Origin of the sequence: Amycolatopsis sp. NPDC089917, from assembly GCF_040684635.1 — a bacterium.
Lineage (GTDB): Bacteria > Actinomycetota > Actinomycetes > Mycobacteriales > Pseudonocardiaceae > Amycolatopsis.
Genome location: NZ_JBFBGL010000030.1, coordinates 21,001 through 45,228, shown reverse-complemented (window position 1 = coordinate 45,228; position 24,228 = coordinate 21,001). Strand labels below are relative to the sequence as shown.

Annotated in this window: 31 protein-coding genes and 1 tRNA gene; 20 read left to right on the top strand and 12 right to left on the bottom strand. The window is 66.4% G+C overall.

Annotated features, from left to right (window positions below):
* Window positions 1-80: 80 nt before the first annotated feature.
* Window positions 81-419 (top strand): MmcQ/YjbR family DNA-binding protein, encoded by a 339-nt coding sequence (locus AB0N89_RS22340; protein ID WP_364207319.1) that lies wholly within the window; start codon window positions 81-83, stop codon window positions 417-419.
* Here the strand turns inward: AB0N89_RS22340 and AB0N89_RS22335 are convergent.
* Together AB0N89_RS22335 and AB0N89_RS22330 are read right to left on the bottom strand one after the other, a co-directional pair.
* Window positions 416-943 (bottom strand): GNAT family N-acetyltransferase, encoded by a 528-nt coding sequence (locus AB0N89_RS22335; protein ID WP_364207317.1) that lies wholly within the window; start codon window positions 941-943, stop codon window positions 416-418. The genes AB0N89_RS22340 and AB0N89_RS22335 overlap by 4 nt on opposite strands.
* A 34-nt stretch (window positions 944-977) precedes the next feature.
* Window positions 978-1,370: a pyridoxamine 5'-phosphate oxidase family protein gene (locus AB0N89_RS22330; RefSeq protein WP_364207315.1), complete on the bottom strand. Its 393-nt coding sequence runs from the start codon at window positions 1,368-1,370 to the stop codon at window positions 978-980.
* A gap of 36 nt (window positions 1,371-1,406) precedes the next feature.
* On the opposite strand from AB0N89_RS22330, the gene AB0N89_RS22325 reads away from it, so the two are divergent.
* Window positions 1,407-1,808, top strand: coding sequence for a DUF4279 domain-containing protein (locus tag AB0N89_RS22325; protein ID WP_364207313.1), 402 nt, complete (start codon window positions 1,407-1,409; stop codon window positions 1,806-1,808).
* An 86-nt stretch (window positions 1,809-1,894) separates the two neighbouring features.
* Complete coding sequence (locus AB0N89_RS22320) at window positions 1,895-2,548, top strand: hypothetical protein (protein WP_364207311.1); 654 nt, start codon at window positions 1,895-1,897, stop codon at window positions 2,546-2,548.
* Window positions 2,549-2,551: 3 nt separating this feature from the next.
* Here the strand turns inward: AB0N89_RS22320 and AB0N89_RS22315 are convergent, their stop codons facing one another.
* From AB0N89_RS22315 to AB0N89_RS22305, 3 genes are all read right to left on the bottom strand, one after another.
* Entirely contained in the window at window positions 2,552-3,046 is a 495-nt protein-coding gene (locus tag AB0N89_RS22315; RefSeq protein ID WP_364207309.1) for a GNAT family N-acetyltransferase, read from the bottom strand.
* A 27-nt stretch (window positions 3,047-3,073) separates the two neighbouring features.
* On the bottom strand, window positions 3,074-3,598 hold the full coding sequence (locus tag AB0N89_RS22310) for a hypothetical protein (protein ID WP_364207307.1): 525 nt from the start codon (window positions 3,596-3,598) through the stop codon (window positions 3,074-3,076).
* Window positions 3,599-3,659: 61 nt separating this feature from the next.
* A complete protein-coding gene (locus AB0N89_RS22305; RefSeq protein ID WP_364207305.1) occupies window positions 3,660-4,310 on the bottom strand; it encodes a YdcF family protein in 651 nt (216 codons plus the stop codon).
* Window positions 4,311-5,207: 897 nt separating this feature from the next.
* Here AB0N89_RS22305 and AB0N89_RS22300 point away from each other — a divergent pair.
* The 3 genes from AB0N89_RS22300 (at window position 5,208) to AB0N89_RS22290 (ending at window position 6,242) form a co-directional block, all read left to right on the top strand.
* Complete coding sequence (locus AB0N89_RS22300; RefSeq protein WP_364207303.1) at window positions 5,208-5,555, top strand: hypothetical protein; 348 nt, start codon at window positions 5,208-5,210, stop codon at window positions 5,553-5,555.
* A gap of 125 nt (window positions 5,556-5,680) precedes the next feature.
* Window positions 5,681-5,881: a hypothetical protein gene (locus AB0N89_RS22295; protein ID WP_364207435.1), complete on the top strand. Its 201-nt coding sequence runs from the start codon at window positions 5,681-5,683 to the stop codon at window positions 5,879-5,881.
* Complete coding sequence (locus AB0N89_RS22290) at window positions 5,796-6,242, top strand: type II toxin-antitoxin system PemK/MazF family toxin (protein ID WP_364207301.1); 447 nt, start codon at window positions 5,796-5,798, stop codon at window positions 6,240-6,242. Before AB0N89_RS22295 ends, AB0N89_RS22290 begins: the two co-directional genes overlap by 86 nt.
* Before the next feature lie 59 nt (window positions 6,243-6,301).
* Here the strand turns inward: AB0N89_RS22290 and AB0N89_RS22285 are convergent, their stop codons facing one another.
* The gene (locus AB0N89_RS22285) at window positions 6,302-6,964 is read right to left on the bottom strand and encodes a YdcF family protein (protein ID WP_364207299.1); all 663 of its coding nucleotides are present in this window, start codon (window positions 6,962-6,964) and stop codon (window positions 6,302-6,304) included.
* Window positions 6,965-6,977: 13 nt separating this feature from the next.
* Window positions 6,978-7,745 carry a GntR family transcriptional regulator gene (locus tag AB0N89_RS22280; RefSeq protein WP_364207297.1) on the bottom strand — a complete coding sequence of 256 codons (768 nt, stop codon included), beginning with the start codon at window positions 7,743-7,745 and terminating at the stop codon, window positions 6,978-6,980.
* A gap of 168 nt (window positions 7,746-7,913) precedes the next feature.
* On the opposite strand from AB0N89_RS22280, the gene AB0N89_RS22275 reads away from it, so the two are divergent.
* The 8 genes from AB0N89_RS22275 (at window position 7,914) to AB0N89_RS22240 (ending at window position 14,464) form a co-directional block, all read left to right on the top strand.
* Window positions 7,914-8,375 (top strand): hypothetical protein, encoded by a 462-nt coding sequence (locus tag AB0N89_RS22275; protein ID WP_101611406.1) that lies wholly within the window; start codon window positions 7,914-7,916, stop codon window positions 8,373-8,375.
* A gap of 303 nt (window positions 8,376-8,678) precedes the next feature.
* Window positions 8,679-8,927, top strand: coding sequence for a hypothetical protein (locus AB0N89_RS22270; RefSeq protein WP_364207295.1), 249 nt, complete (start codon window positions 8,679-8,681; stop codon window positions 8,925-8,927).
* Complete coding sequence (locus tag AB0N89_RS22265; protein ID WP_364207293.1) at window positions 8,905-9,159, top strand: AMED_5909 family protein; 255 nt, start codon at window positions 8,905-8,907, stop codon at window positions 9,157-9,159. The genes AB0N89_RS22270 and AB0N89_RS22265 overlap by 23 nt, the downstream gene beginning before the upstream one ends.
* Window positions 9,160-9,468: 309 nt before the next feature.
* Window positions 9,469-11,046 (top strand): FtsK/SpoIIIE domain-containing protein, encoded by a 1,578-nt coding sequence (locus AB0N89_RS22260; protein ID WP_364207291.1) that lies wholly within the window; start codon window positions 9,469-9,471, stop codon window positions 11,044-11,046.
* Window positions 11,043-11,429, top strand: a complete 387-nt coding sequence (locus tag AB0N89_RS22255; protein WP_364207289.1) for a hypothetical protein — start codon at window positions 11,043-11,045, stop codon at window positions 11,427-11,429. The genes AB0N89_RS22260 and AB0N89_RS22255 overlap by 4 nt, the downstream gene beginning before the upstream one ends.
* 53 nt (window positions 11,430-11,482) lie before the next feature.
* Complete coding sequence (locus AB0N89_RS22250; protein ID WP_364207422.1) at window positions 11,483-13,048, top strand: replication initiator; 1,566 nt, start codon at window positions 11,483-11,485, stop codon at window positions 13,046-13,048.
* A gap of 17 nt (window positions 13,049-13,065) precedes the next feature.
* On the top strand, window positions 13,066-13,284 hold the full coding sequence (locus AB0N89_RS22245) for a helix-turn-helix domain-containing protein (RefSeq protein ID WP_364207287.1): 219 nt from the start codon (window positions 13,066-13,068) through the stop codon (window positions 13,282-13,284).
* Between the two features lie 94 nt (window positions 13,285-13,378).
* Entirely contained in the window at window positions 13,379-14,464 is a 1,086-nt protein-coding gene (locus tag AB0N89_RS22240) for a tyrosine-type recombinase/integrase (RefSeq protein ID WP_364207285.1), read from the top strand.
* 94 nt (window positions 14,465-14,558) lie between these two features.
* On the opposite strand, the gene AB0N89_RS22235 is transcribed toward AB0N89_RS22240, so the two are convergent.
* Window positions 14,559-14,629, bottom strand: a tRNA-Gly gene (locus tag AB0N89_RS22235).
* 110 nt (window positions 14,630-14,739) lie between these two features.
* Here AB0N89_RS22235 and AB0N89_RS22230 point away from each other — a divergent pair.
* Entirely contained in the window at window positions 14,740-15,945 is a 1,206-nt protein-coding gene (locus tag AB0N89_RS22230; RefSeq protein ID WP_364207283.1) for an oxygenase MpaB family protein, read from the top strand.
* Window positions 15,946-15,958: 13 nt separating this feature from the next.
* A complete protein-coding gene (gene dcd / locus AB0N89_RS22225; RefSeq protein WP_016338162.1) occupies window positions 15,959-16,540 on the top strand; it encodes a dCTP deaminase in 582 nt (193 codons plus the stop codon).
* A gap of 109 nt (window positions 16,541-16,649) precedes the next feature.
* Here the strand turns inward: dcd and AB0N89_RS22220 are convergent, their stop codons facing one another.
* Window positions 16,650-17,840: an NAD(P)/FAD-dependent oxidoreductase gene (locus AB0N89_RS22220; RefSeq protein ID WP_364207281.1), complete on the bottom strand. Its 1,191-nt coding sequence runs from the start codon at window positions 17,838-17,840 to the stop codon at window positions 16,650-16,652.
* A gap of 73 nt (window positions 17,841-17,913) precedes the next feature.
* Here AB0N89_RS22220 and AB0N89_RS22215 point away from each other — a divergent pair, with 73 nt between their 5' ends.
* Both AB0N89_RS22215 and AB0N89_RS22210 read left to right on the top strand, forming a co-directional pair.
* On the top strand, window positions 17,914-18,381 hold the full coding sequence (locus AB0N89_RS22215; RefSeq protein ID WP_364207279.1) for a MarR family transcriptional regulator: 468 nt from the start codon (window positions 17,914-17,916) through the stop codon (window positions 18,379-18,381).
* 121 nt (window positions 18,382-18,502) lie between these two features.
* Complete coding sequence (locus tag AB0N89_RS22210; protein ID WP_364207420.1) at window positions 18,503-19,195, top strand: CAP domain-containing protein; 693 nt, start codon at window positions 18,503-18,505, stop codon at window positions 19,193-19,195.
* Here AB0N89_RS22210 and AB0N89_RS22205 read toward each other — a convergent pair.
* The 3 genes from AB0N89_RS22205 to AB0N89_RS22195 all read right to left on the bottom strand — a co-directional run bounded on the left by AB0N89_RS22205 (window position 19,189) and on the right by AB0N89_RS22195 (window position 23,181).
* A complete protein-coding gene (locus AB0N89_RS22205) occupies window positions 19,189-20,184 on the bottom strand; it encodes a cation diffusion facilitator family transporter (protein WP_364207277.1) in 996 nt (331 codons plus the stop codon). The genes AB0N89_RS22210 and AB0N89_RS22205 overlap by 7 nt on opposite strands.
* Before the next feature lie 30 nt (window positions 20,185-20,214).
* Window positions 20,215-20,616 carry a DUF742 domain-containing protein gene (locus AB0N89_RS22200; RefSeq protein ID WP_364207275.1) on the bottom strand — a complete coding sequence of 134 codons (402 nt, stop codon included), beginning with the start codon at window positions 20,614-20,616 and terminating at the stop codon, window positions 20,215-20,217.
* A 270-nt stretch (window positions 20,617-20,886) separates the two neighbouring features.
* Window positions 20,887-23,181: a (Fe-S)-binding protein gene (locus tag AB0N89_RS22195; protein ID WP_364207273.1), complete on the bottom strand. Its 2,295-nt coding sequence runs from the start codon at window positions 23,179-23,181 to the stop codon at window positions 20,887-20,889.
* 153 nt (window positions 23,182-23,334) lie between these two features.
* Between AB0N89_RS22195 and AB0N89_RS22190 the strand changes: the two genes are divergently transcribed.
* Both AB0N89_RS22190 and AB0N89_RS22185 read left to right on the top strand, forming a co-directional pair.
* Window positions 23,335-23,661, top strand: a complete 327-nt coding sequence (locus AB0N89_RS22190; RefSeq protein ID WP_364207271.1) for an SMR family transporter — start codon at window positions 23,335-23,337, stop codon at window positions 23,659-23,661.
* On the top strand, window positions 23,662-24,222 hold the full coding sequence (locus AB0N89_RS22185) for a TetR family transcriptional regulator (RefSeq protein WP_020632424.1): 561 nt from the start codon (window positions 23,662-23,664) through the stop codon (window positions 24,220-24,222).
* The last annotated feature ends 6 nt before the right edge of the window (window positions 24,223-24,228 follow it).

The window sequence follows — 24,228 nt, the reverse complement described above, 5'->3', positions numbered from 1 at the left end:
AGGACGTTTTTCGTCCTGAACGACCCTTTCATGACGTTCATGGGGCGGTTTTGTCAGTGACCCAGGGCACAATGTCCGCCATGACCACCTGGGAAGAAGTCGTGGACCTGGCGGGCAGGCTGCCGGAGGTCGAGGAGTCCACTTCGTACCGCACACCGTCGCTCAAGGTCGCGGGCAAGAACTTCGCCCGCCTGCGCACCGAGGCCGAGGGCGGGCTGATGCTGCTGTGCGAGCACGCGGAGAAGGAGGCCCTGCTGGCCTCCGGCGACCCCGCGTACTTCATCACCCCGCACTACGACGGCTACGGCGCGATCCTCGTCGACCTGGCGAAGGTCGAGACGGCGCAGTTGAGTGAGCTCATCGAGGAAGCCTGGCGGATGAAGGCACCCGCCAGGCTCACGAAAGGCCTCGACGGTTAGAGGAGTTCCCCTTCGAGCATGCTCATCAGGTATTCGTCGTGCCACTCGCCGTTCTGGCCGCGGAACGACTGCCGATGCCTGCCGTCGATCTGGAACCCGAGCTTCTTGTAGACGTGGATCGCGGCCTCGTTGTCGACCACGACCCACAGCGCGATCATGTGCAGCCGCATCATTTCGAAGCCGTAGCGGCAGAGCGTGCGCATGGCGTCGGTGCCGTAGCCGCCGCCCCAGTGATCCTTCTCGCCGAGGTAGATGTCGAGTTCGGCACGGCCCTGTTCCGGAGTGGCGTCGCGCAGCGTGCAGGTGCCGATCAGCGTGCCGACGGCGAGGCTCTCGATCGCGAAGTTCGCCCTTTCGTAGCTGTTGGGCTCCCGTTTGGCGAAGCGTTCGCGGATCTGAGCAAGGGATTCCGGATGGTCCGCGGTCAGCCAGCGTGTGACCTCCGGGTCGTTGTGCCAGCGCCACAGCGTGTCCGCGTCCTCGGGTTCCAGCGGCCGTAAGCGAATCAGTTCACCGGTCAGCATCGTCCATCCCAAGATCGGTATCGGACTTTCCAGACTATTGGGCGGCACCCCGGAGCAGCCACCGCTTAACGGGCACTTCCAGGAGCACCCTGGCGCCGAACGGCTCGACCTCCTCGCCCGCCGCCCAGCCGTCGTACTTCGCCGCCAGCGCGGCGAGAACGTCTTCGCGCAGAGCCCCGCGGTGGACTTGTGCCAGGCCTTCGGCGACCGCGGGCGCGTCGCCGTCTTCCAGCGCGAGGCTGACGCGCGGATCGCCGTCGACGTTGCGCACCTTGACGTTCCGCTCGCCGCTGCCGATCCAGAAGACGTCGTCGAGGTACACGAACCACACCGGCGTGACATGCGGCGAGCCGTCCGCGCGGAGCGTGCACAACCAGACGTTGCGCTCCCGCGCGAGACGTTCGATAAGCGATTGATCACGTTTCACCTGGTCAGCCTGCCTGAAAGCTAGGGTGCCGGGCGTATGAAGGTCCACCAGTACTGCTACTTCGCCTTGAAGAGCGAAACCGTGTCCGCCGGGGAGATCACCGCGCGGCTCGGCATGGCGCCCGACGAGGCCCAGGTACTGGGGTCGAGGTCCGCCCAGCACCGGCTGCCGAGGATGCACGCCTGGAAGGTGACGCATCGCGGTCCGGGTCCGGTCGACGACCAGATCGAGGGCCTGATCGGCAGGCTCGCCCCGGTGCGCCCGGGGATCCGGAAGCTGGTGGACGAAGGCGCGAGCGCGGTGCTGCAGGTGGTGCGCTACTTCCACCACCGCGACGGCGCCGAGGAATTCGGCTGGCATCTGTCACCGGCCGTGATCGCGTTCCTCACCGAAGCCGCCGCCGCGCTGGACGTCGACGAGTACGACCTCAGCGAATAGCCCTTCCGGCGGTCCGGTTCACGGCGAGGGCGCCGGAGATGGTGGGATGGTGCCCCACAGCCGGACAACCCCGTTGGGAGCCCAGCATGTCGAGCGAGAACTGGCCGTTGCGTCAGGATCCGGAATCGCCGGTCATCATCTCGCGGTCGCTCGTGGAGGACCCGTCGAATCTCGCGTTCGTCGTGCTGGACGACGACGGTGACTGGTTCATCAGCGACGGCAACGAGTTCTCCGAGGACATGGACCTCAACCGCGACGCTTTCGGCGCGCTGCCGCTGCGGGACGCGGTGGAGCTCATCCCCGCACTCACCGCGCTCGCCGGCCTCCCCACCGGCATGGCCGCCGACTGGGACTCCGAGCGGCGCGCGTGGCTGCTGAGCTCGGTCGCCGACTCGGACGACGACGAAGAAGACCTCCTGGTGCGCGCCGCCCGCCTCGCCGCGTGGACGCATCCGGGCTCGCCGCTGGAAGAAGTCCAGGTGAGCACCGAACTCGCCGAGATCTCCACCGACCCCGCCGCCCCGGCCCGCGCCGTGCGCCAGGTCGTCCGCGAGGCCGACGGCAGCTGGCTGCTCGTCGGTTTCCAGGTACCGGAGAACGAGGACTTCGAGGTCGAAGCGCTCGAAATGGAGCACGCCGTCACGCTGTACCCGGACGTCGCGCTGGTGCTGAGCGCCGCGCCCGGCCAGGTGTACGACCGGCCGAGCGCCGGCGCCCCTTGGGAACTCGTCGAAGGCTGAGCCTCAGCCTCGTCCGAAGTCGCAGTACAGGACGTGCAACCCGATGCGCCCCAGCGTCGGGTGCTCGAACGCGCCCGGCACCGTCCCGACGATCTCGAACCCGAGCCGTTCGTAGATCCGGAGCCCGGCGACGTTCGACTCGACGACCGCGTTGAACTGCATACCCGCGAAACCCTGTGCCCTGGCCCAATCCAGGACGTGCGCGCACAGGGCGCCGCCGACGCCCTTGCCGCGGACTTCCTTGTCCACCATGAAACTGGCCGTCGACACATGCGCCCCGGGCCCGCCGCGGTTCGGCCCGGTCTTGGCCGTGCCGAGCACGCGGCCGTCCTCGACCGCGACCAGCGTCAGGCTCGGCGGCTTCTCGACCCATGTCGCGCGGGCGTCGTCCTCGGTGAGGTTCGGGTCGTAGGTGTATGTGTCCGCCGCCTGCACGACTTCGCGCACGATCGGCCAGACCTGCGCCCAGTCCTCGTCGCGGAACTCCCGGATCTCCATGCCCTGCACCGTAACAACGGCGGGAAATCAATAACCGGTCCGACGGTTCGCGCGCCACCGCCAGGCGAAACCGGAAACCAGCGCCAGCCCGGCGGCCGTCAAAGCCGTGCCGATCCGAATCTTCGTCGCCCCGGACTCCGGCTCGACGCGCGCCCCCGGCGGCAAACCGGCCGCGATCCCGTCGATCTTCGCCTGGACCGACCGGTGATCGAAGACGCTCAGCTCGCCATCGTCCGCCAACGTCGTCAGCCAGCGGCGGACTTCGTCGTTCTGCGCTCGGGAGAAACCCGGGAAGTCGAGCGAAGCCGTCCGAAACCCTCCAGGCCCCATGCATTGCAAGGGCGCGCCGGTGGACGCGTCGAGGTACTGCCCCTTCGCGCCGCATTCGTCACCCGCCTTGGCGAAAACGACCGTGTACGGCCCTGGGTCGCTGCCCGCGTTCAGGCCGATGATGAGGAAGACGCCGCCGAACAGCAACAGCGGGAGTATCAGTGATCCCGCCAGGACGGTCAGCAAGACACCCGCCGTGCTGTCGCTCGTCTTCCCTCTCACGCTCTGGAAGCTAACCCCGGCGTGCGGGGAGGGGTCCCGAACGCCAGGATTACCTTATCCCTCAATAGATTAGGCGTTTTCTGAATCCCGCCTGGGCCAAGCGGTCGTAGGCTGCTACGACGTCGCGCGGGATCTCTTGCGGGACGGCGAAACCGCGTTCCGCGTAGACGGTGATCCGTTGTGTGTAACCGACAAGCATGTTGATGACCCGATCCAGGTCCCCGATGCCCTCGATGTAGTCATCCAGCGGCAACGGCCGCGAAGCGCAGATGACGTCGATCTCGGGCCAGAGCTTCTTGCACGTCGCATAAGCGCGCCGCTGTTGATACGGCCGCGAGATGAGAACGACCGATCCGACCTCACGAGATCCCAGCAGCCGTCGAGTGAACGTGACGTTCTCCCCGGTGTTCCGTGCCTCCGGCTCAACCAGGATCGCGTCATCCGGAACGCCCAACTCGAGCGCGTGCTCGCGGTAGTGCACCGCCTCCCCGCGCGGGAAGCGCTCAACGGTGGTCGGCGCGTTCGCCCCGGTGAAGACGACGAGCGGGAACATCCCGGCATGGAACAGTTCCGCGGTGTGGGTCGCGACGCCGAGGTCATGACTGCCGAGGCCGATGCCGACGTCGGCGGGCCGGAGTTCGTGGCGCAGGTCGTGGTAGTCCCAGAGCGTCCGGACGTCGGCGCGGAGATCGCCCGGGAGGGACTCAGCCATCAAGGACTCCAAAGCGAAAGCCCCAAGTCTAAAGTGGACATCCACTGACCTGGGGCTTTCGCAAGAGAGCGGATGACGGGAATCGAACCCGCGTATTCAGCTTGGGAAGCAGGGTGATCATGCTGGAAAGTGCCCCTGACCTGCGGGCGGCGCTTGCTCGGGGTGGCCGCAATTGACCGTGGTTGACCCCTCTGAATGGCCCGTTAATGGCCCAACGCGCAGTGTCTCTACCTGCGTCTTTGTGCCTGTTCGCTCCGCTTCCCTCGCCCCTGCCGTCTCTAGCGCCGGGTCGGTCGTGTCAAGGCACGCTTTCCCGCCTTGATGCGATCGGCACGGTGTTAGACGCTGAGCAGCGAGGGATACCGGTGACCACTGCCACGCGGTCAGGTGCGTCGGGTGATCTGACGTCGTGCTCCATGGGGCTCCCGGTGGCGGCGCGCTGTGCGGTGCTGCCTCGTCGGCGGGCTCGCCCGGCGGCGCCGGCCGGAGCGGAGCGGGAGGCCGGCGTCCGCCATGGGGCGAAGCCCGCCGTACGGTCGGTGACGTGCGCGCCGCCGCTGGCGGCGCCTTGATCCCATAGAGCCAAGTTCGGCAGGCAGCGTGTCGTTGAAGGGGCCTGGTGGCCGCTTTCGCTGGCGATCAGGCCAGAGCCGACCACTCGATGTGTCGATTCGATGTCTTTGCAAGGAGGCCTGCCCCTTCGGGTGACTGATGGTGCCTATTGGCTACTCAGCGTGGTATCCGAAAGGCGCTATAGTGAACGACCCACCTGCCGTAGCCTGGTCGCAAGTAGGTGCGTCGGGCTGATTGCGAACAGTGAGGGTGCTTGTGGTCTCGTCAGGTCGCTATGGCCTTCTTGGGGGTGGCACACTGGAAGGCGTGACGGGAGTGAGGGGCATGCAGCCTGACGAGGGTGTACCTGCTGAAGTGCAGGTGCGGACCAACTGGGGGCAGGCTGCCGACGTGCCAGTGCAGGTTGCCAACCAGTTTATCGCGCAGATCGGCGCACCGGTCAACGGCAGGCCGGATGGCGTGCATCTACTGATCGGACATATCTCTCCGCCCTTGCTTATCGGTGGAGATGCGCAAGACACAAGGCGTCAGATTGAAGAGTTGGGTGGTCAGATTCCGGTAACGGTCCATGATCACCTTTTCCTGACACGTGAACGCCTAGGCGAACTGGTGGGCGTTCTGCAAGATATCGAGCGACGATACGACGAAATTCTGGGAAAGGCGACGGAATGAGTGCAAATGTTGCATCAAGTCCACAGTCGCTTTTCTATACGGCAGTTTCGTCAAACTCTGCGAGCGTGCTTGGTAAGGTTGCAGGTCGCAAGCCGCGAGTGCGGAAGAAGCCTCGGTCGACCCGAATGGGTTACGCTATTCTTGCAGATTTTGTTCGGATTCCCGTGCGCGATGCCGTCACTTCAAACGTGATTGGCCCTGTGGCAACGGTGACCCCAATTTTAGATCGAGAACTTATGGATGAGTTCTCGCTTTTTGCGGATGAAGCCTTCCTTATGGCCGAGTCTGACCTTGGAGCTGGAGCCGAGATTTGGCCTGAATACTGATAGGTTGGATGTGCCGTACCCCACTGACCCTCCTCGTAGGGGCGAGATCTATAACGTTGATTTTAGTCCTGGGCGGGGATCTGAGCAGCTGGGGGTGCGCCCGGCTGTAGTTATATCACTGGACTCTTTCAATAAGTCTATGCCTGTTGTCTGTGTTGCTGCGATCACGAGCAAGATTAAGCCAGCTCTTCGGGTGACGACGCTCCTTCCTCAGGGGGACCCGCTGCGTCTCGAAAGTCAAATTCTTGCTTTTCAGTTAATGACAATCGATAAAGGGCGGCTGAAAAACTACCTTGGTAGTTTGCGCGCTTCGCAGTTGGAGGACCTTAAGGGCAAGCTTCGTACCTCATGGGGTCTTTAATGAAGTTGACGTACCTGTGTTTTGCTTTGATTAACAAGAAAACCATGAATTAAGCGTAGTCAAAGAAGGCGCTTTCTAAAACCTGCTTTAACCAAGCCTTCATAGGCGTCTATGACGTTATTTGGTAGCGCCTGCTGAATGGCGAAACCGCGTTCGGCGTAGACGGTGATGCGCTGCGTGTCACCGACCAGCATGTTGATGACGCGGTCCACGTCGCCGATACTCTCGATGTACTCATCCACAGGCAGCGGCCGCGAGGCGCAGATGACGTCGACCTCGGGCCAGAGCTTCTTGCAGGTCGCGTAAGCGCGTCGCTGCTGGTACGGCCGAGAGATGAGCACGGCTGACCCGACCTCGATGCCGCGAGACTCCAGCAGCTTACGGGTGAGCGTGATGTTGTCCCCGGTGTTCCGTGCCTCGGGCTCGACCAGGATGGCGTCATCCGGTACGCCCAGCTCAAGCGCATGTTCGCGGTAGTGCACCGCCTCGCCGCGCGGAAACCGTTCGACGGTGGTCGGCGCGTTGGCTCCGGTGAAGACGATGAGCGGGAACATTCCGGCGTGGAACAGTTCCGCGGTGAAGGTCGCGACTCCGAGGTCGTGGCTGCCGAGTCCGATCCCCACGTCGGCGGGCCGGAGTTCGTGGTGCATGTCGTGGTAGTCCCAGAGCGTCTGGACGTCGGCGCGGAGGTCCTCCGGCAGGGTGGTCGAGCGCTCGGGCATGGGGTCTCCGGGGTCAGTCGGGGATCTTGAAAGTGTAGGTCCAGGAGAAGCGGCTTGCGGCGTGTACGCCTCGTGCGAATTCGACCACGCGGCCGTCTTCGGTGCACGTGCGGCGTTGCAGGACCATGACGGGTTCGCCTGCGGGGAGTTCGAGCTGTTCGGCCTCGTCAGGCGTCGGCATCCGCGCGTAGAAGGTCTCGGTCATGGTGTCCGGCTCAAGACCTTGCAGGGTGAGGACCAGAAACCCGCCGCCTCGCCCGGCTGGGCCGGGAGTTGGGTCGACGATGGGTGTGCCTTCGACGTCGGCGGGCCGGTAGTAGCTGGTGAGTACGTGGGTGGGCTGGCCGGCGTCCTTGACCAGTCGTGCCCGCTCGTAGACCGGTGATCCGACGATGACACCGAGGGCGTCGGCGACCTCTCGGTCAGCTTCGATCTTGGCGACGGTCTGCGTCTGGTCGGTAGGCTTCCAGTCTCGGCCGGAGGCTTCGCGGTCTGCGACGAACGCGACGGTGTCACCGTACTTCCACTTGCTCTTGGCGTACCGGTCCTTGCCCAGGCGCTTCATGGGCGGGCGTGCGCGAACGACTGTCCCGCGTCGTCTGATCGGCGTGACCAGTCCTTCGGCTTCGAGGACCCCAACGGCCTTGCGAACGGTGTTGACGTTGACGTCGTACTCGTCGGCCAGCTCGTCTTGCTTGGGCAGCGTGGTATCCGGGGCGTAGTCGCCCCGCTGGATCGCGTCTCGCAGGATCGCGGCCAGCTCGCGGTAGCCAGTGCCCACCTGGTCCTCCTTCGTCGGTCGATAACGCTAGCGGTATCACCCCATCATGGTCTACGGGGCCTGATAGAGATAGTTCTATTGACAACTCGCGCGGCGAAGCGCTTAATAGAACTACCTCTAATAAGGTGTAAGCCCGGTAGGGCTCCAGAGACGACAGGAGACAGACACATGGCGATCGCCAAGGGACACCGTTTCGAGATCGACTTTGATGCCGCGTTCCCGCTGGGGCTGGTGATGGTCGGGGAGGTCGCGCCGGACAACGAGTACCAGTCGCGGGAGGACAGGTCTGCTGGCCGACCTGTTCGTCAGCGGGTCGATGAAGTGACGGGCAAGCGTCAGTGGAAGGCGACGGTCACCGACCCAAGCGAGACCAACTCCAAGCGCGCGTCTTACGACGTCACGTTCCTGGCAGATGTGCAGCCGGTGCCGACGACGTCGGAGGTGCTGCCGGGGATGCGGCCGATCGAGCTGGAGGGCCTGACGGCTGAGCCTAAGGTGGCTGGCCAGGGCGAGTTCAAGTACCAGTCCTACGTCTTCCGCGCGACCGGTTTCAAGGCTGCCGCATCGGGTGGCGCATCCAAGTCGGGCCGTGCCTCCAACACTGCCGAGTCCACGCCCAAGGCGGCGTGATGACGGGCCGGGTGCCTGGCAGTCAGGGCGTGGCCGTGGTTCCACCGCACCTGGTCCAGAGCTGGGAGGCGGCGTATCGCCACTACAGCGCGATGACGCAGCGGAGCGCGCAAGGTGGGGATGCCCTGGCAGCACATGACACGGCCGTCGCTTCCTTTGCGGTGGCGTCGGCATGGCGGGATCTGGCAACGCAGGGCCAGATGCCGTGGTGGGTACTGGCGGCGGTGACGGCGGCGGCCGAGGGGTTCGAGGAGAACGCGCGGTCGTGGGAGATGCGCGCTTATGGCGAGGAAGGGCAGGTCCGTGGCGTTCAACGCGATGTGGAAGCCGGGGCCGCAGGCGATCGCGGGGATGCAGGGCAATGGTTCGGCGAACCCGGCCTTGGTGATCTACCTCGACCCGGACAGCCTGGCGATCCTGCCGCCGTCCGACCCGGTCGAGTGGCCGGAGTTCGTCCGGCTCCTTCGCCAAATCCGCGACAGCGCGGACGAACTGGCAGTGTTCCTCGACAAGCACAAGGCGGTGCGTGATGACGACGCCGGGCCGGAATGAGCCGCAGACGCTGAAGGACGCGCACGCGGTCGCATCGGCCCGCAGGCCGAAGCCGGGGTCGAACCTGGAGACGTGGCTGAAGTTTCATCAGGCCAACGCGCGCATGTACCGCGCTGTGTCCGATGTGGACCGAGGGCACCACCATGAACTTCGTTACTGGGTGGGTTATGAGGAGCGGAAGGCGGAGGAGGTGGCCGCGCAGATCCAGAAGAACAAGTCGCAAGCTAGCTGAGAACTGAATAGCTGTAGGAAAACGTGCGTGGGGACGTGCGGCGTACAAACACGTCCTCACGCGCTTCCCTCGTCTCGTAAGGCGCAGAACCGGTAACTGGCCTAGGAAACCTCGCCGGTCCTGCGCTGTCCACGACCTCTGGAAGTGAACAATGACAACGCTAAACGATGGCAACAAGCGGCCGCTAGACGGGGTCACCCGAACGCGCTGCACCGTCTGTAAGCGGTTCGCCAAGCTCCTGCCCGGTGAGGCGGAATGCGCTCCTTGCCGGGGCATGCTTCCGCTGGATCTGACCGGTGGTGGTCGCCGATGAACGCGAACGGGATCGGTCTTCTTCTCGTCGGCGGCGGTGTTCTCGGTGTGGTGGTGTGGCTGCTGCACAAGCTCGGCCGCGCGTTCGCCACGATCGCGGAAGTCCTCGCCGCCGCTGCGGTGGTCTTCATCGCCTTGTGGTCGGCCGTGAAGTTGTTGGTGTGGCTGGGAAAGCAAGTCTTCACGCACTGGCGGACCAGCCTCGGTGTGATCGCGGTGGCGGTCTGGTGGCAGTGGCTTGGCTGGCCGTCGCTGGCTATCACGGCGGGTTCGGTCGGTGTGGTGCTGGTGGTGTGGCGGCTGGTCGACGTGGTGTCGTTCGATCGGTGCTGTGGCCGGTTCCTGCGGGCGTGGTGGCTGCGCTGGTTCACCTACGCCCGGAAACTGCCGGGTTGGCTGCACGCCTGCGGCCTGTCCATCTCCGACGGCACCGTGCCCGTGGAAGTCACCGTGAACCTTGTCGGCCGTCGCCGGAAGGCGGTCTCTCGTACTGCGGGCGGTGGTGCTGCGGTTCAGGTGCCGAAGGTGCTGGGGGTGAAGTCGGGGCCGTCGTGGGATGAGGTCCGGGTCCGGCTCGTGCCGGGTCAAAAGCCGGAGGACTTCGACGACGCCGCCCGCGCGTTGGCCGTTGCTCGCAAGGTCACGCGGTGCCAGGTGCGGGAGCTGGAACCCAACGTCGTCTCGCTCGACTTCCAGCGTCGCGACCTCCTCCAAGCCTCGGTGGATTGTGCGGAGCTGCCTGAGCTGGCGGCCGTCGACGGCGTGGATCTGCGGCGGGTGTTCGCCGGACGCACCGAGTACGGCAAGGACTGGCGGCTGCCGCTGACCGGTCCGGGCGCGCACATGCTCGTCGCGGGGGCGACAGGGGCCGGGAAGAACTCCGTCATGTGGTCCCCGCTTGTGTCGGCTGCCTCGGCGATCCGGGCCGGAACGGTACGCGTCTCGGGGATCGACCCGAAGGGGATGGAACTCGCCTACGGGCGTGGGATCTTCGCCCGCTACGGGGTTGCGGGCAAGGAAGCCATCGCAGTCCTGGACGACCTGCTCGACGGCCTGGAGTCCCGCAAGCGCGAGTTCGCCGGGCATACCCGTGAAGTCCCGATTTCCACCGAACATCCCCTAGAGGTTCTGGAGTTCGACGAGATCGGCGCACTCACCAAGTACACCGATCGCAAGACCCGCGAAGCCATCGTGGAACGGGTGGCGATCCTGACGACTCAAGGTCGGGCGCTCGGCTACACGGTGCGCGGATATGTGCAGGAACCGACCAAGGACACCGTTCCGGTTCGGGAGCTGTTCCCCCGGCGGGTGTGCCTGCGCGTCACCTCGAAGACCCATGTCGGGATGGTCCTCGGCGACGGCGCTTACGAACGGGGCGCGTGGGCAAATCGCATCGACGAGTCGGCTGCGGGCGTCGGCTACATCTGGGGGGAAGGCATCCGCGAACCGCTGCGGGTCCGCGCGGGCTGGGTCCCGGATGAGACGGTCAAGACGCTGGAGAACTACGTCACCAACGGCGGCGCCCACGTGATCGACCTTCCTGTCCGTCGAGGTGGAGAGGAGGTGGCGGCGTGAACCGCATTCTGGTGTTCCTCGATGCGATCCGCGATCACCTCGACTCCTACGCTTTCCCACCGGTTGCGTCCGTGCGGGTCGGGTTCGGCCCGGACCCGGTGTCTGTCCAGCTCGATACCGATGGTCTGACGGACGTGGCACGGAGCCTGGTCGTCTGGGCGGATTCCCTGGAGAACGTGACCGCCTCGATCTGGCGGGTGCCCCACGGCGGGAGCGTGCACTTGGAAGTTCAGGGCCGGACTCCCTGTGGCATCCCGGTCGTGGTCTACGGCGGAGTCCGGTTCGACGAAGTGACCTTCCCGGACCTGCCTGCGGGGATGCGGCAGGAGATGCCGGTGTTCGTGCTGCGGCAGTGGAACAGCGCCGGGGAGGTGGCAGCGTGACAGGAACCAAGGAAGCTGCGGTGACACCGCCGGCCAACTCACGGGCCGCCCGGATGCGCGAGCCCCTTGCGTCGGACGTGGTGAAGGCGACCGCTGAGAAGCACGGCGTCTGTGTCCGGCCGTTCACGATGGAGGTTGGGGACACCGAGACCGGCGAACTTCGCTACGTCCCCGTTCCCTGCGGCTCGACGGTCGAATCGGTCTGCCTGCCGTGCGCTCGGAAAGCGAAGGCGCTGCGACAGGTCCAGTGCCGTGAAGGCTGGCACATGACCGAAGAACCCGACATCACCTCAGAGTCGCCGACTGAGGCGCAGACGGAACTGTTGGCGTTTCGGGCTGACCTCGTCGCGGCCTACCGCGAAGTGAGCGACCATGCAGAGGCAGACGAGCTGCGGGAAGAGATCCAGGGAGTCGATGACGAACTTCGGCAACTCGGGATGCGAGGCCGCCTCCCCTCGATCGACCTGCCCACGAAAAATGCGGTGAAGCGCTCGACGAAACGGCGGCAGGACGCGCCGAACCTCCCTCGTCGCAAGGTTGCCAAGACGACGGTCGGGCGGGAGTACGCGGGACGGTTCCGGCCGTCGATGTTCGTCACGCTCACCTGCGACACCTACGGCCCGGTCCGGTCGGATGGCTCGCCGGTCGATCCATCGGCTTATGACTATCGGCGAGCGGCTCGGGACGCGGTCCACTTCTCCGCACTAGTGGATCGGTGGTGGCAGAACCTCCGGCGCGTGGTCGGCTGGGACGCGCAGTACTTCGCGACCGTGGAACCGCAGCGGCGGGCGGCTCCTCACCTGCACGCGGCGATTCGGGGTTCGGTGCCGCACGATGTGATTCGGCAGGTCACCGAAGCGACCTATCACCAGGTCTGGTGGCCCAGCCATGACCACGTCGTCTACGTCGACCGGATGCCGCTCTGGGACGGCGACCGCAGAGTGTTCGTCGACCCGGACACGCGAGAGCCGCTGACCGACTGGGACGACGCAGTAGAGGCCGTGGAAGACCCGGCGCACGTGGTCACCTTCGGCCGCCAGGTGCACTCCAAAGGCATCCTCGGCGGCTCCGAAGAGGCCGGGCGACACATCGGCTACCTGACCAAGTACCTCACCAAGTCCACGGGCGAGGTCGTGGAAGCCGACACGGCGCGGCAGAGGGATCACCACGACCGGTTGCACGCTGAGCTGTCGGTGACACCCTGCTCGCCTCGCTGCGCGGTGTGGCTGCTCTACGGCATCAACCCCAAGGGCGCCAACGGAAAGAGCACACCAGGGCACTGCAAAGGACGGGCTCACCGACGGACCACGCTCGGCCTGCCGGGGCGCCGGGTCCTGGTGTCGCGCAAGTGGTCCGGGAAGACGCTCGTCGACCACAAGGCCGATCGGAAGGCGTTTGTCCTGGAGGCATTGGCGGCGGTCGGGATCGAGAAACCGGCACCCGATCCGGCTCGACTGGTCTGGCGCAAGGTCGACTCGGGCGACGCGAATGTGCCACCTCGGGACCACCTGGTGATGCACGCGATCTCGGAACGGATCACGTGGAAAGCCGAGTACGACAAGGCATTGCTCGCCGCGCAGAGTCCGCCGGATCTTTCGGCAACTCCGCTGGCGGCTTAGGAACTGGGGAGGCGAACGTGGGAAAGAACTATCTGACAGTCGAAGAAGCAGCCGAGTACCTGAACACGCGCGTCCGGTTCGTGCGGCGGTTGATCGCGGAGCGGCGCGTGGCGTTCCACAAGGTCGGCGTACACGTGCGGTTCGCCGTCGCTGATCTTGAGGAGTTCATCCAGGCCGGTCGGGTCGAGCCGATCACGCGGTCTTCGGTGATCCGGGACCTCGGAAGGGCGGCCTGACATGGCGAGTAAGCGAGGGCGTCGGGGTTTCGGCAATGTCCGGCAACGAGCATCGGGGAAGTGGCAGGCGCGTTATCCGGGACCGGACGGTCAGATGCGGAACGCTCCGATGATGTTCGCCAGCAAGCGCACGGCCGAACAGTGGTTGTCCGTAACCGAAACGCAGATCATCAAAGGGGAGTGGATCGACCCTGAGAAGGCGAAGGTCACGCTCGGGAACTACGCGGACCAGTGGATTACACAGCGACCTGGCCTGCGTCCGCGCACTGTCGAGCTGTACCGGTGGCTTCTGCGGAAGCACATCGAAGCAGATCTCGGTGGCGTCGAGCTGGGCAAGTTGTCGACGGCGATCGTTCGGCAGTGGCGCGCGGATCGGTTGACGGCAGGAGTGTCCGAGTCGGTCACTGCCAAGGCATACAGACTGCTCCGGGCGATCCTGACGACGGCGGTCGACGAAGACAAGATCTTGCAGCGGAACCCTTGTCGGGTGCGGGGCGCCGACAAGGAGAATCCGGCGGAGCGGCCGATTCTGACCGTCCCGCAGGTGTTCGATCTGGCTGGGCGGATGCCGGAGCGGTTTCGAGCGCTCGTGCTGCTGGCCGCGTTCGCGTCGCTCCGTTGGGGTGAGGTGTCGGCGCTTCGGCGGTGCGACGTCGCGGAGGATGGGAGTTGGGTCCGGATCTCGCGGGCGTTGGTCGAGGTTCCGGGTCGCGGGCTGATCGTCGGTCCGCCTAAGTCGCGGGCAGGAGTGCGGACGCTGATCGTTCCGGCGGCGATTCGGCGGGATGTGGTGAAGCATCTCGCCGCGTTCGTGAAGCCGGATCACGACGCGCTGCTGTTCACCGGTGAGCGCGCGGGCAACCCGGTGCGTCGGCCGAACTTCAGTCAGCGGACGAAGTGGACGGAGGTCGTGGCGAAGATGGGGCTCAAGGGCCTGCACTTCCATGACCTCCGGCACGCGGGGAACATCTGGGCGTCGAAGGCGGGCACGTCGACCAAAGACCTCATGGCGCGGATGGGGCATGACGACATGCGGGCGGCGCTGATCTACCAGCGGGCGACCAGCGACGCCGACGAACGGATCGCCGACCGGCTCTCGAAGCTCGTCGACCAGCACCGGGCGGGCAAGGCGGATGACGATGACGATGGCCTGAGCGGTCAGCCGGTACCCGTCGGCTAATGGCCCATTAATGGCCCAGCCGGAAGATCGGCCGGACAAAGCGAAAGCCCCAGGTCTAAAGTGGACATCCACTGACCTGGGGCTTTCGCGTGAGAGCGGATGACGGGAATCGAACCCGCGTATTCAGCTTGGGAAGCTGATGTTCTACCATTGAACTACATCCGCAGTGCTCGGCCAGCATACATGGTCCGGATCTCCCCTTGCCAAGACCCACCCCACCTTGACGTCGCCGCCGAAAGTGACAACACTTGTTGTCTATATCGGAGGTGATCCGGATGGGCGAGAGGCTTCCTGACCCCGAGCTGTTCCGTCAAGGCGGGTTCCGGGTCGCGTCGAGGCTGTTCATCGAGGGCGACATCAGGGGCGACGAGCGCCAGGTGGCCCGGCTGAGGGAGTTCGCGCAGCGCGAGGACCCGGCGGCGGACGTGCTGGTGCCGCTCTTGCGCAGCGACGCCGACAAAGCCTTCGAACAGGCGCTGCGGCAAGGCATCGACAGCGTCGAGGATCCGCCGGAGGAGCTCGCAGCGTTCTTCCGTGACGTCGAGGCGACGCCGTACTGGGTCGATCCGGACCGCCTCGACCGCGGGGCGCGGGCGATCACGCGTGCCGGGTTGCTCGGCCTTTTCCCGCTCGGTGACGTTTCGCTGATGGGCGGCTATCTCGCGTCGCGCGCTACGAAGTCGCTCGTCGGGACCGGCGAGATCGAGTACAAGGCGTCGCGACGTCTTGTCGAGACAGCGACGTGGTGGATCCACGTGACGACGCCGGGCGCGCTGGTGCTCGGCGGGCGCGGGTATGAGTCGGCGTTGCGGGTGCGGATCGTGCACGCTCACGTCCGCGCGGCCATGAACCGCCGCAAGGACTGGGATTACGCCGCTTGGGACAGGCCGGTCAACCAGGTCCAGACCGCGGGCACGCTCCTGCTCTTCTCCCTCGTCTACGTCTTCGGCACGCAGCTGCTCGGGCTCCGCTACAGCCCCCGCGAGCGCGCCGACATCCTGCACCTCTGGCGTTACGTCGGCTGGCTGATGGGCGTCGACGAGGAGCTCCTGCCCGCCGACGAAGAGGACGCCTGGCGGCTGCTGTGGCTGCTCGCCACCACCGAGTTCATCCCCGACGACGACTCCAAACGGCTCGCGGCGGCGCTCATGAAGTCCCACGCCGGCATCGGCGAGGGCCGCGGCGCGCTCGGCAAGGTCCTCGCGCACGTGTCGGTCGCGGGGCACGGGGCGATCAGCAGGCTCCTCCTCGGCAAGACCAACGCCGACTTCCTCGAACTGCCCGACGACCCGATCGCGCAGGCGGCCGTGGTCGCGGTGGCGGGGGTCAACTTCGCCGCCGAGACCGTCCGGCGCGTGGTGCCCGGGGCGACGGCGCTCCAGGAGCTGATCGGGGCCGCCGGACGGCGCCACTACCTCCGGCAGGTCACCAAGGTGTTCCGGCCCGACACCACCTACGGCAGGCACATGAAGGCCGCTTGACTACGCTGAGCACGTGCTCCTCAGCGACCGTGACCTCCGTAAAGAGCTCGACGCCGGCCGTCTCGGCGTCGACCCGTTCGACCCGACGATGGTCCAGCCGTCGAGCATCGACGTGCGACTCGACCGCTTCTTCCGCGTGTTCGACAACAGCAAGTACACGCATATCGACCCGCAGCTCCAGCAGGACGAGCTGACCTCACTGGTCGAGAAGGAGGGCGAAGACCCCTTCGTCCTCCACCCGGGCGAGTTCGTGCTGGGTTCGACGTACGAGACCGTCACGCTCGCCGACGACCTCGCCGGCCGCCTGGAGGGCAAGTCCTCCCTCGGCCGCCTCGGCCTGCTCACCCACTCCACCGCGGGCTTCATCGACCCCGGCTTCTCCGGCCACATCACCCTCGAACTGTCGAACGTGGCCAACCTGCCGATCACGCTCTGGCCCGGGATGAAGATCGGCCAGCTCTGCATCTTCCGCCTGTCCAGCGCGGCGGAGTTCCCGTACGGCTCGAACGAGGCCGGCTCGCGCTACCAGGGGCAGCGGGGACCGACCCCGAGCCGCGCGTACAAGAACTTCCACCGCGTCGACACCTGGCGGTGATTTCTGTCGAGCGCTGACGGAAACCCGCCGAAGGGGCGACATGGCGTACCCGCGTCATGTCGGGAGTGAAGTCTCCGCCGGGCGCTGAGCGCCCTTGGGGAGACGCCGGTCAGCTCACCGGGGCTTCCCAGTCGATCCGGTGCCGCCACATGAAGGCGTTCGGGTCCTCCGCGGGCGGGTTCTTGAACGCCCGCGAGATGAAGAAGTCCCGGATCACCCGTCCGACGGGTCCGACCGCCTTCGCGTCGCCGTTGCGCTTCCCGCGTTCGACGACGGCCTCGACGCGCTCGCGTCGCAGTCCTTCGTAGGCGGCGAGCGCCTTCGGGATCGAGGACACGTCGCGCAGGCATCGCGCCAGCGTGACGGCGTCCTCGATGGCCATCGCGGCCCCCTGACCCGCCGCCGGTGAGGTCGCGTGGGCGGCGTCGCCGATGATGACCATCCGGTCCGTCCGCCAGGCTGGCACGCTCGGGAAGTCGTAAGTCGCCCACGGCCGGTAGACCTCCCGCGTCGCGCGCACGATCTCGACGGCCGGGGTGCGGTCCACCGCCAGCTGCCGGATCAGGTGCTCACGCCAGGCGTCGCCGGTCATCGCGGCGAGCTCGGCCTGCGACGGATCCTGCTTGCGGGGCACGTTCGCGAACCACCAGACGCCACCGTCCGGGTGGACGACGTGCGCGAAGAACAGCCGCTTGCCGAAGGTCATGTGCATGACGCCGGGTTCGTCGTCCAGCCGCAGGCCCTCGGCCAGCCCGCCCGTGTTCAGCAGCGGCACGTAGCGCGGTGACGGCGCCCGCGGATCGATGATCTCCCGTACCCGCGACCGGAGCCCGTCCGCGCCGATCAGCAGGTCGCCTTCGGACGACGAGCCGTCCTCGAACGTCGCGAGCACGCCGCCGCTGGTGTCGCGCGCGTCGGCCAGACGTTTGCCGTAGCGGACCTCGATGCCGCGTCTGACCGCTTCGTCGCGAAGGGCGACGTACAGGTCGGAGCGCAGCACGGTCTGGCTCACGGTGCCGTCCTCCAGCTGCCCGCCGAGCGCGAAATCCGCCAGCTCGCGCCCGTTCCCCAGGTGCATCTTGATCCGTGGCGTGTCGAATCCCAAGTCTTTGACCAGGTCTTTCAGGCCCAGCGGCGCCAGTGCGTCGAGCCCGTTCACCGCGAGGGTCAGGAACGCGCCGACCCCTTCGGCGGTCCGGTCGTACGCCTCGTGGATCACCGGCTCGTGGCCGGTCTCGTGCAGCGCGATCGCCGTGATCGTGCCCGCGATGCCCCCGCCGGCGATCAGTGCCTTGGCCATGTAGTTCACCCCATCGAATCTCTTAGAAACTAATTCGTTCTGTCGAACTAAAGACTCCGCTAAGCTGGCTGGCGTGTCAAGCGAGCGGGCGGAACTGGTCGAGCGGATCCTCGGTGGATCGCGGGCGCTCTCGACGGAGACGGTCATGTTCCACGCGGCCATCGCTGAGCGGAGCGGCCTTTCGGCGGTCGAAAGCAAGGTGGCCGACTACCTCGCCCGCTTCGGTCCGCAGACGCCGAAGGCGCTTTCGCAGCTCTCGGGGCTGGCGCCGGCGTCGATCACCGCGCTCATCGACAGGCTCGAAGGCAAGCGGATCGTCGCGCGGAAGCCGCATCCCGAAGACCGGCGGAAGGTGCTCATCGAGATCGACGCGGCGATGATGGCCTCCGCCGCGCCGATGTGGGATCACCTGGTGAAGCGGGTCCGCGAGGTCTGCGAGGGGTACACGGACGGTGAGCTGGAGACGGTTCTCCGCTTCTTGGTCGACGCGACGGCGATCACTCATGAGTCCACGGAAGTGATCACTCAACGCGACCGCTGACCGGTATTACTACTTTCGGGGGTATTGCCGTAACCAGTTCGTGATAGTTTTCGGCCCCGTGTCCCCCAATAGAACAAGAAGCCGGTTACTGCTGGTCACGCTCAGCGTCCTGTTGGGCGGGGTGATCGCGAGCGCGAGCTACCTGATGGTGACCGACCGGTTCCAGGGCACCGCGTTGAGCAACCTGTCGCTGAGCGTCCCCGACACCAAGGGCAGACCCGGCGACGCCCTCGCGAAGCCTCCCGCCTACTTCGGTCAGACGTCCACTCCGGCCCCGGACAGCTCCACGCCCGGTTCCGCCGCTCCGACGTCGTCCTCGGCGGCTCCCACGTCTTCTTCCGCGCCGCCCAGCTCTTCCTCCGCCGCGGCCGAGCCGCCGGCTCAGCCTTCCGAGGCCCCCAAGTCCACTCCGAGCAAGGCCCAGGACCCGCCGCGCTCCCAGGACAGCTCGCTCGCCGGTCAGGTCATCGAGCTCGTCAACTCCGAGCGCGCCGACGCCGGCTGCTCGCCGGTGGCCAACGAATCGCATCTCGCGGCCGCCGCGCAGGGCCACAGCGACGACATGTCGGCCCGCAACTACTTCTCCCACACCACGCCGGAAGGCACGACGTTCGACCAGCGCATCCGCGCCGCCGGCTACGACAAGCCCGGCGCCGAGAACATCGCGAAGGGGCAGTCGAACGCCGCCAAGGTGATGGACGCCTGGATGAACTCCGAGGGCCACCGCGCGAACATCCTGAACTGCAAGCTGAAGAAGATCGGCGTCGGCGTCAACACCAAGGGCATGTACTGGACGCAGAACTTCGGCTACTGACCCTTCTGCCACCGTTCGGCGATGTCGCCGTAGCGGGCCAGCACGGTCGCGCGCAGCTCGGGATCCGTCCGCGGGACCGGTTCGATGAACACCTCCGTCACGTCGCCGAACTCCCGCGTCAGCTCGGCCGCCATCCGGACGCAGGCGCGTTCGACGTCCGCCGCGCCCAGTGCGTCGTCGAAGTCGACGCGGGCGCAGACGAGCACCTGATCGGTGCCCATCAGCATGGTCTGGAGGTCGACGACGGCCTCGATCTCGGGCGCGCCCATCAGGTGGTCCCGCACCCCGCGCACCAGCCTCGGATCCGCCTGCCTGCCGATCAGCAGACCGCGGTTGGTGCGTCCGAGCACGTAGGCGACCAGTGCCAGCAGCACCCCGATCGCGATCGACGCCGCGCCGTCCCAGACGTGCGAGCCGGTGAGCTGGTGCAGGCCGATCCCGGCGAACGCGAGCAGCAGGCCGATCAGCGCGGCCGAATCCTCGAACAGGACGGTCTTCGGCGCCGGGTCGTCGATCAGCCGCAGGTAGAGCGACACCTTCTGGCCCGCGTCGGCGGCGTCGCGCCGCACCTGCCGCACGGCCTGGAACCACGAGACGGACTCGAGGACGAAGGCGATCCCGAGGACGACGTAGCCGACGATCGGATCGGTCTGCTCGGTCCCCTCGCCGAACACCGTCGAGAAACCCTCGTAGAGCGCGAACATCGCGCCGGAGGCGAAGATCGACACCGCCGCGAGCAGCGACCAGAAGTACCGCTCCTTGCCGTAGCCGAAGGGATGCACGCGGTCGGCGGGCCGGTCCGAGCGTTTCAACGCCGTCAGCAGGAGGACCTCGGTGATCGTGTCGGCCACCGAGTGCGCGGCTTCCGAAAGCATCGCGCCGGAGCCGGTGATGATCCCGGCGATCAGTTTCAGCACGGCGATGGCGAGGTTGACCCCGCCCGCCAGCACCACGGTCAGGGTGCTTTCACCACCGGATTCTTCACTCACCTCGCGTAGCGTAGTGCGAGTTCGCCGATCTCACAGGCGACGCAAACCCTGCAGCACGCGTTCCATCAAGGCGAGTGCCGGATGACCGTCGAATTCAGCCTGCGTTTCATGAACGGTGACCAGACCGAGCTCGGCCATATCACCCAAAAGGACCTTTGCGACGCCGAGTGGAACGCTTAGTGACGCCGCCACTTCCGCGACGGAAGTCGGACGGCGGCACAGTGATCGGACCGAATGGAATTCGACACTGAACCCCGGCGCGGTCCAGGGAGCGTCGTTCCGGACCGAGATCATCGCTTCGATGGCGAAGTTCCGCTTGGACTGCGTACGGCCGCCCGTGCGGACGTACGGGCGGACGCGCGTGCGTTGCGCTTCCCGGCGCGGCGGCCGCCGGGCGGCCGGGATGCTGGGGATGGTCGCTTCCTGGGCCATCCTGGCGAGTGCCGCGGCGGAGGGCAGACGGGCGGGCGGGCGGAGTGTCGACGATCCCGGCATCGCGAGGCGGTGTCCCTTGCCCGGACGGAGTTCGTGACGATTGCCCATTGATTTTCCTCGCCCCTTTTTCTCGGATCCGCTGCAGCCTATCGCCACGGTGTACCGCCGAACGGGTAATGGGAACGGAATAATCGCGTCAGGGATAAAACAAGAGGGAACATTCCCTCGCATTATGTGCGAGAGAATGTTCCCTCCGACCTCGACGTTCTACTTGTCTTCCTCCGGAACCGGCGTCCCGGTGTCCGATTCGTCGGCGGGCGCGTCGGCCTTCCCGTCGAGTTCAGCATCCGAGACGGCGTCCAAGGACGGCGCTCCCGCCGGGACCAGCTGCGGTTCCGGCTTGCGCTTGACGGCGTTCAGCAGCAGCTGCGCGACGTCGACGATCTCGACCTTCTCGCTCGCCTGCCCGTCGCTCTGGCGCGCGGTGAGGCCGTCGTTGAGCATCACCTTGCAGAACGGGCAGCCGGTCGCGATCTTCGACGGCGCGGTGCCGAGCGCCTCGTCCACGCGCTCGACGTTGATCCGCTTGCCGATCTTCTCTTCCATCCACATCCGCGCGCCGCCGGCGCCACAGCACATCGAGCGGTCGCCGTGCCGCGGCATCTCCCGCAACGTCGCGCCGGTCGCGCCGACGAGCTCACGCGGAGCGTCGTAGACCTTGTTGTGGCGGCCCAGGTAGCACGGGTCGTGGTAGGTGACGTCCTCGGCGACCGGGGCCACCGGGGTCAGGTGCTTCTCCCGCACCAGGCGGTTGAGCAGCTGCGTGTGGTGCACGACGTCGAACTGGCCGCCCAGTTCCGGGTACTCGTTCGCGAGGGTGTTGAAGCAGTGGGCACAGGTGACGACCACCTTGCGCGCCTTGCGTTCGCGGCCCTCGAACACCGAGTTCAGGATCTCGACGTTCTGCTGCGCCAGCATCTGGAACAGGAACTCGTTGCCCGCGCGGCGGGCCGGGTCACCGGTGCAGGACTCCTCCGAGCCGAGCACGGTGTACTTCACGCCCGCGATGTGCAGCAGTTCCGCGACGGCGCGCGTGGTCTTCTTCGCGCGGTCCTCGAACGCGCCGGCGCAGCCGACCCAGAAGAGGTACTCGGTGTCGCCGAGGTCGCCGTCGAACACCGGCACCTCGAAGTCCAGGTCCTCGGTCCAGGCGAGCCGGTCCTTGGCGTTCTGGCCCCACGGGTTGCCCTTGTTCTCCAGGTTCTTGAACATCCCGTTGAGCTCGCTGGGGAACGCGGACTCGATCATCACCTGGTAGCGGCGCATGTCGACGATGTGGTCGACGTGCTCGATGTCCACCGGGCACTGCTCGACGCAGGCGCCGCAGGAGGTGCAGGACCACAGCACGTCGGGGTCGATGATGCCGCCGTCGTCGCCGACGAGCGCCTTCTGCGACTCCGCGATCGCGAGGACGTCGATACCCGCGTACATGTTGTCGCCGGACAAGCCGACTTCGTCGCCCGCCATGTCGCGCTTGCCGCCCGCGAGCAGGTACGGCGCCTTCGCGTAGGCGTGGTCGCGAAGCTGCGTGATGAGCAGCTTCGGCGAAAGCGGCTTGCCGGTGTTCCACGCGGGGCACTGCGACTGGCAGCGGCCGCATTCGGTGCAGGTGGAGAAGTCCAGCCAGCCCTTCCAGCTGAAGTCTTCGACCTTGCCGACGCCGAAGGTGTCCTCGTCCGGGTCCGCCTCTTCGAGGTCGAGCACCTTGCCGTTGCTCATCATCGGCTTGAGCGCGCCCAGCGCGACGCCGCCGTCGGCCTCGCGCTTGAAGTAGATGTTGAAGAAGGCGCTGAACCGGTGCCAGGCGATGCCCATGGTCATCGTGCGCGCGACGACGATCAGCCAGATCGTGGCGCTCATCAGCTTGACGAAGGCGAACACCGTGACCAGGTTCGGGCTGGACGGCAGCAGCAGGCCGAGCGGATGCGAGACGAACGCGGCCCAGACCGGGGTGTCGTGGACGCCCAGCGCGGACTTCGCGGCGCGGACGCCGATGATGCCGATGCCCTCGATGAGCACGACGGCCTCGATGAAGTACGCCCACTTGAAGTTGGAGCCCTGGAAGCGGGACTGCCGGTCCGCGCGGCGCGGGTGGTTCTTCTGGCGGATCCCCATCAGGATCAGGATGCCGACGATGGTGCCGACCCCGAGCAGCTCCATGAGCAGCTGGAACAGCGACCAGTCGTCGAGGATCGGCCAGCCCCACGTCGGGACGAAGACCTCTCCGTACGCCTCGAACAGGGCGAGCGACCCGAGCAGGAAGCCCCACATGACCAGCCAGTGCGCCGGGCCGACGCTCTTGACCTTGTTCATCCGGGTGTGCGCGGCGAATTCCTTGATCAGGGTCTTCATGCGCGGCACGAACGGGCCGTTGCGGGTCGAGTCCGGCTGACCGAGGCGGATCACCCGCACGAAGCGGGCGATGGTCGCGAAGAACATTCCCCAGGCGACGACGCCGAGCAGGACCGCGATCCCGCCGAGCGTCAGCTGTACAGCGCCCATCGTCGGGTGCCTTTCGTCCGAGTGAAGCGTGTGGTGGTTCGGGCAGACTAATGCTTCTTACTGATGGGTAACCCACTGACCGCGCCCAAGTCCCACCGATGTGGTGTACGCCTCTCTTTGTTTTAAGACGATCGTCCAGGTAGTTTTTGTGCCATGGGTGCGTACCTTCTCCTCGCTTTTGCCATCGCCGCCGAGGTGACCGCCACGGTCTCGTTGAAACTTTCCGAGGGGTTCTCCAAGGTGGGACCGTCGATCGTCGTCGTGGTCGGATACGCCTTCGCGTTCGTCGCGCTCGCGTACGTTCTGAAGGCGGGCCTGCCGGTGAGCGTCGCCTACGCGATCTGGGCCGCGGCCGGCGTCGCGCTGGTGGCGGCCGTCGGCATGGTGTTCTTCAAAGAGCCGGTCAACCTCCCCGTGATCGCCGGGCTGGTCCTGGTCGTCGGCGGGGTCGTGCTGATCGAGGCAGGGAGCGCGCACTAAGTGAAGATCCAGGTCGACGGCCGGAAGGCCAGGGGTGAGAAGCGGCGCGAGGAGATCATCGCGGCCGCGCTGCGGGTGATCGAGCGGGACGGCGTCGCCGGTGTCACCCATCGGACGGTCGCCACCGAGGCGGGCGTGCCGACGGCGTCGACGACCTATCACTTCTCCAGCCTCGACGACCTGCTGATCGCGACCCTCATCTCGTGCGCGCGGGACATGGCGACCGAGGTGTACTGGATGATCGACCGCGCCCGGTCGCGCGGCAGCCGCGGCGCGGAAGAGGTCGCCGGGCTGCTCGCGGAGGCGCTGGGCCCGCGGCGCGGGCGGACGATGGCGGAGTACGAGCTGTACCTGCTGGCCGCGCGCAAACCCGAGCTGCGGCCCGCCGCGCGGCGCTGGCTGGACGTGCTGACCTCGATGGTCCGGCACGACGACGAGGTCGCGTTCCGGGTGTTCCTCGCCGGGATCGACGGACTCCTGATCCAAGGCCTCATCGACGACGAACCGCCGTCCGCCGACGAGCTGCGGCCCGTGGTGGACTACCTGCTGAAACCTCGTTGACCTGCT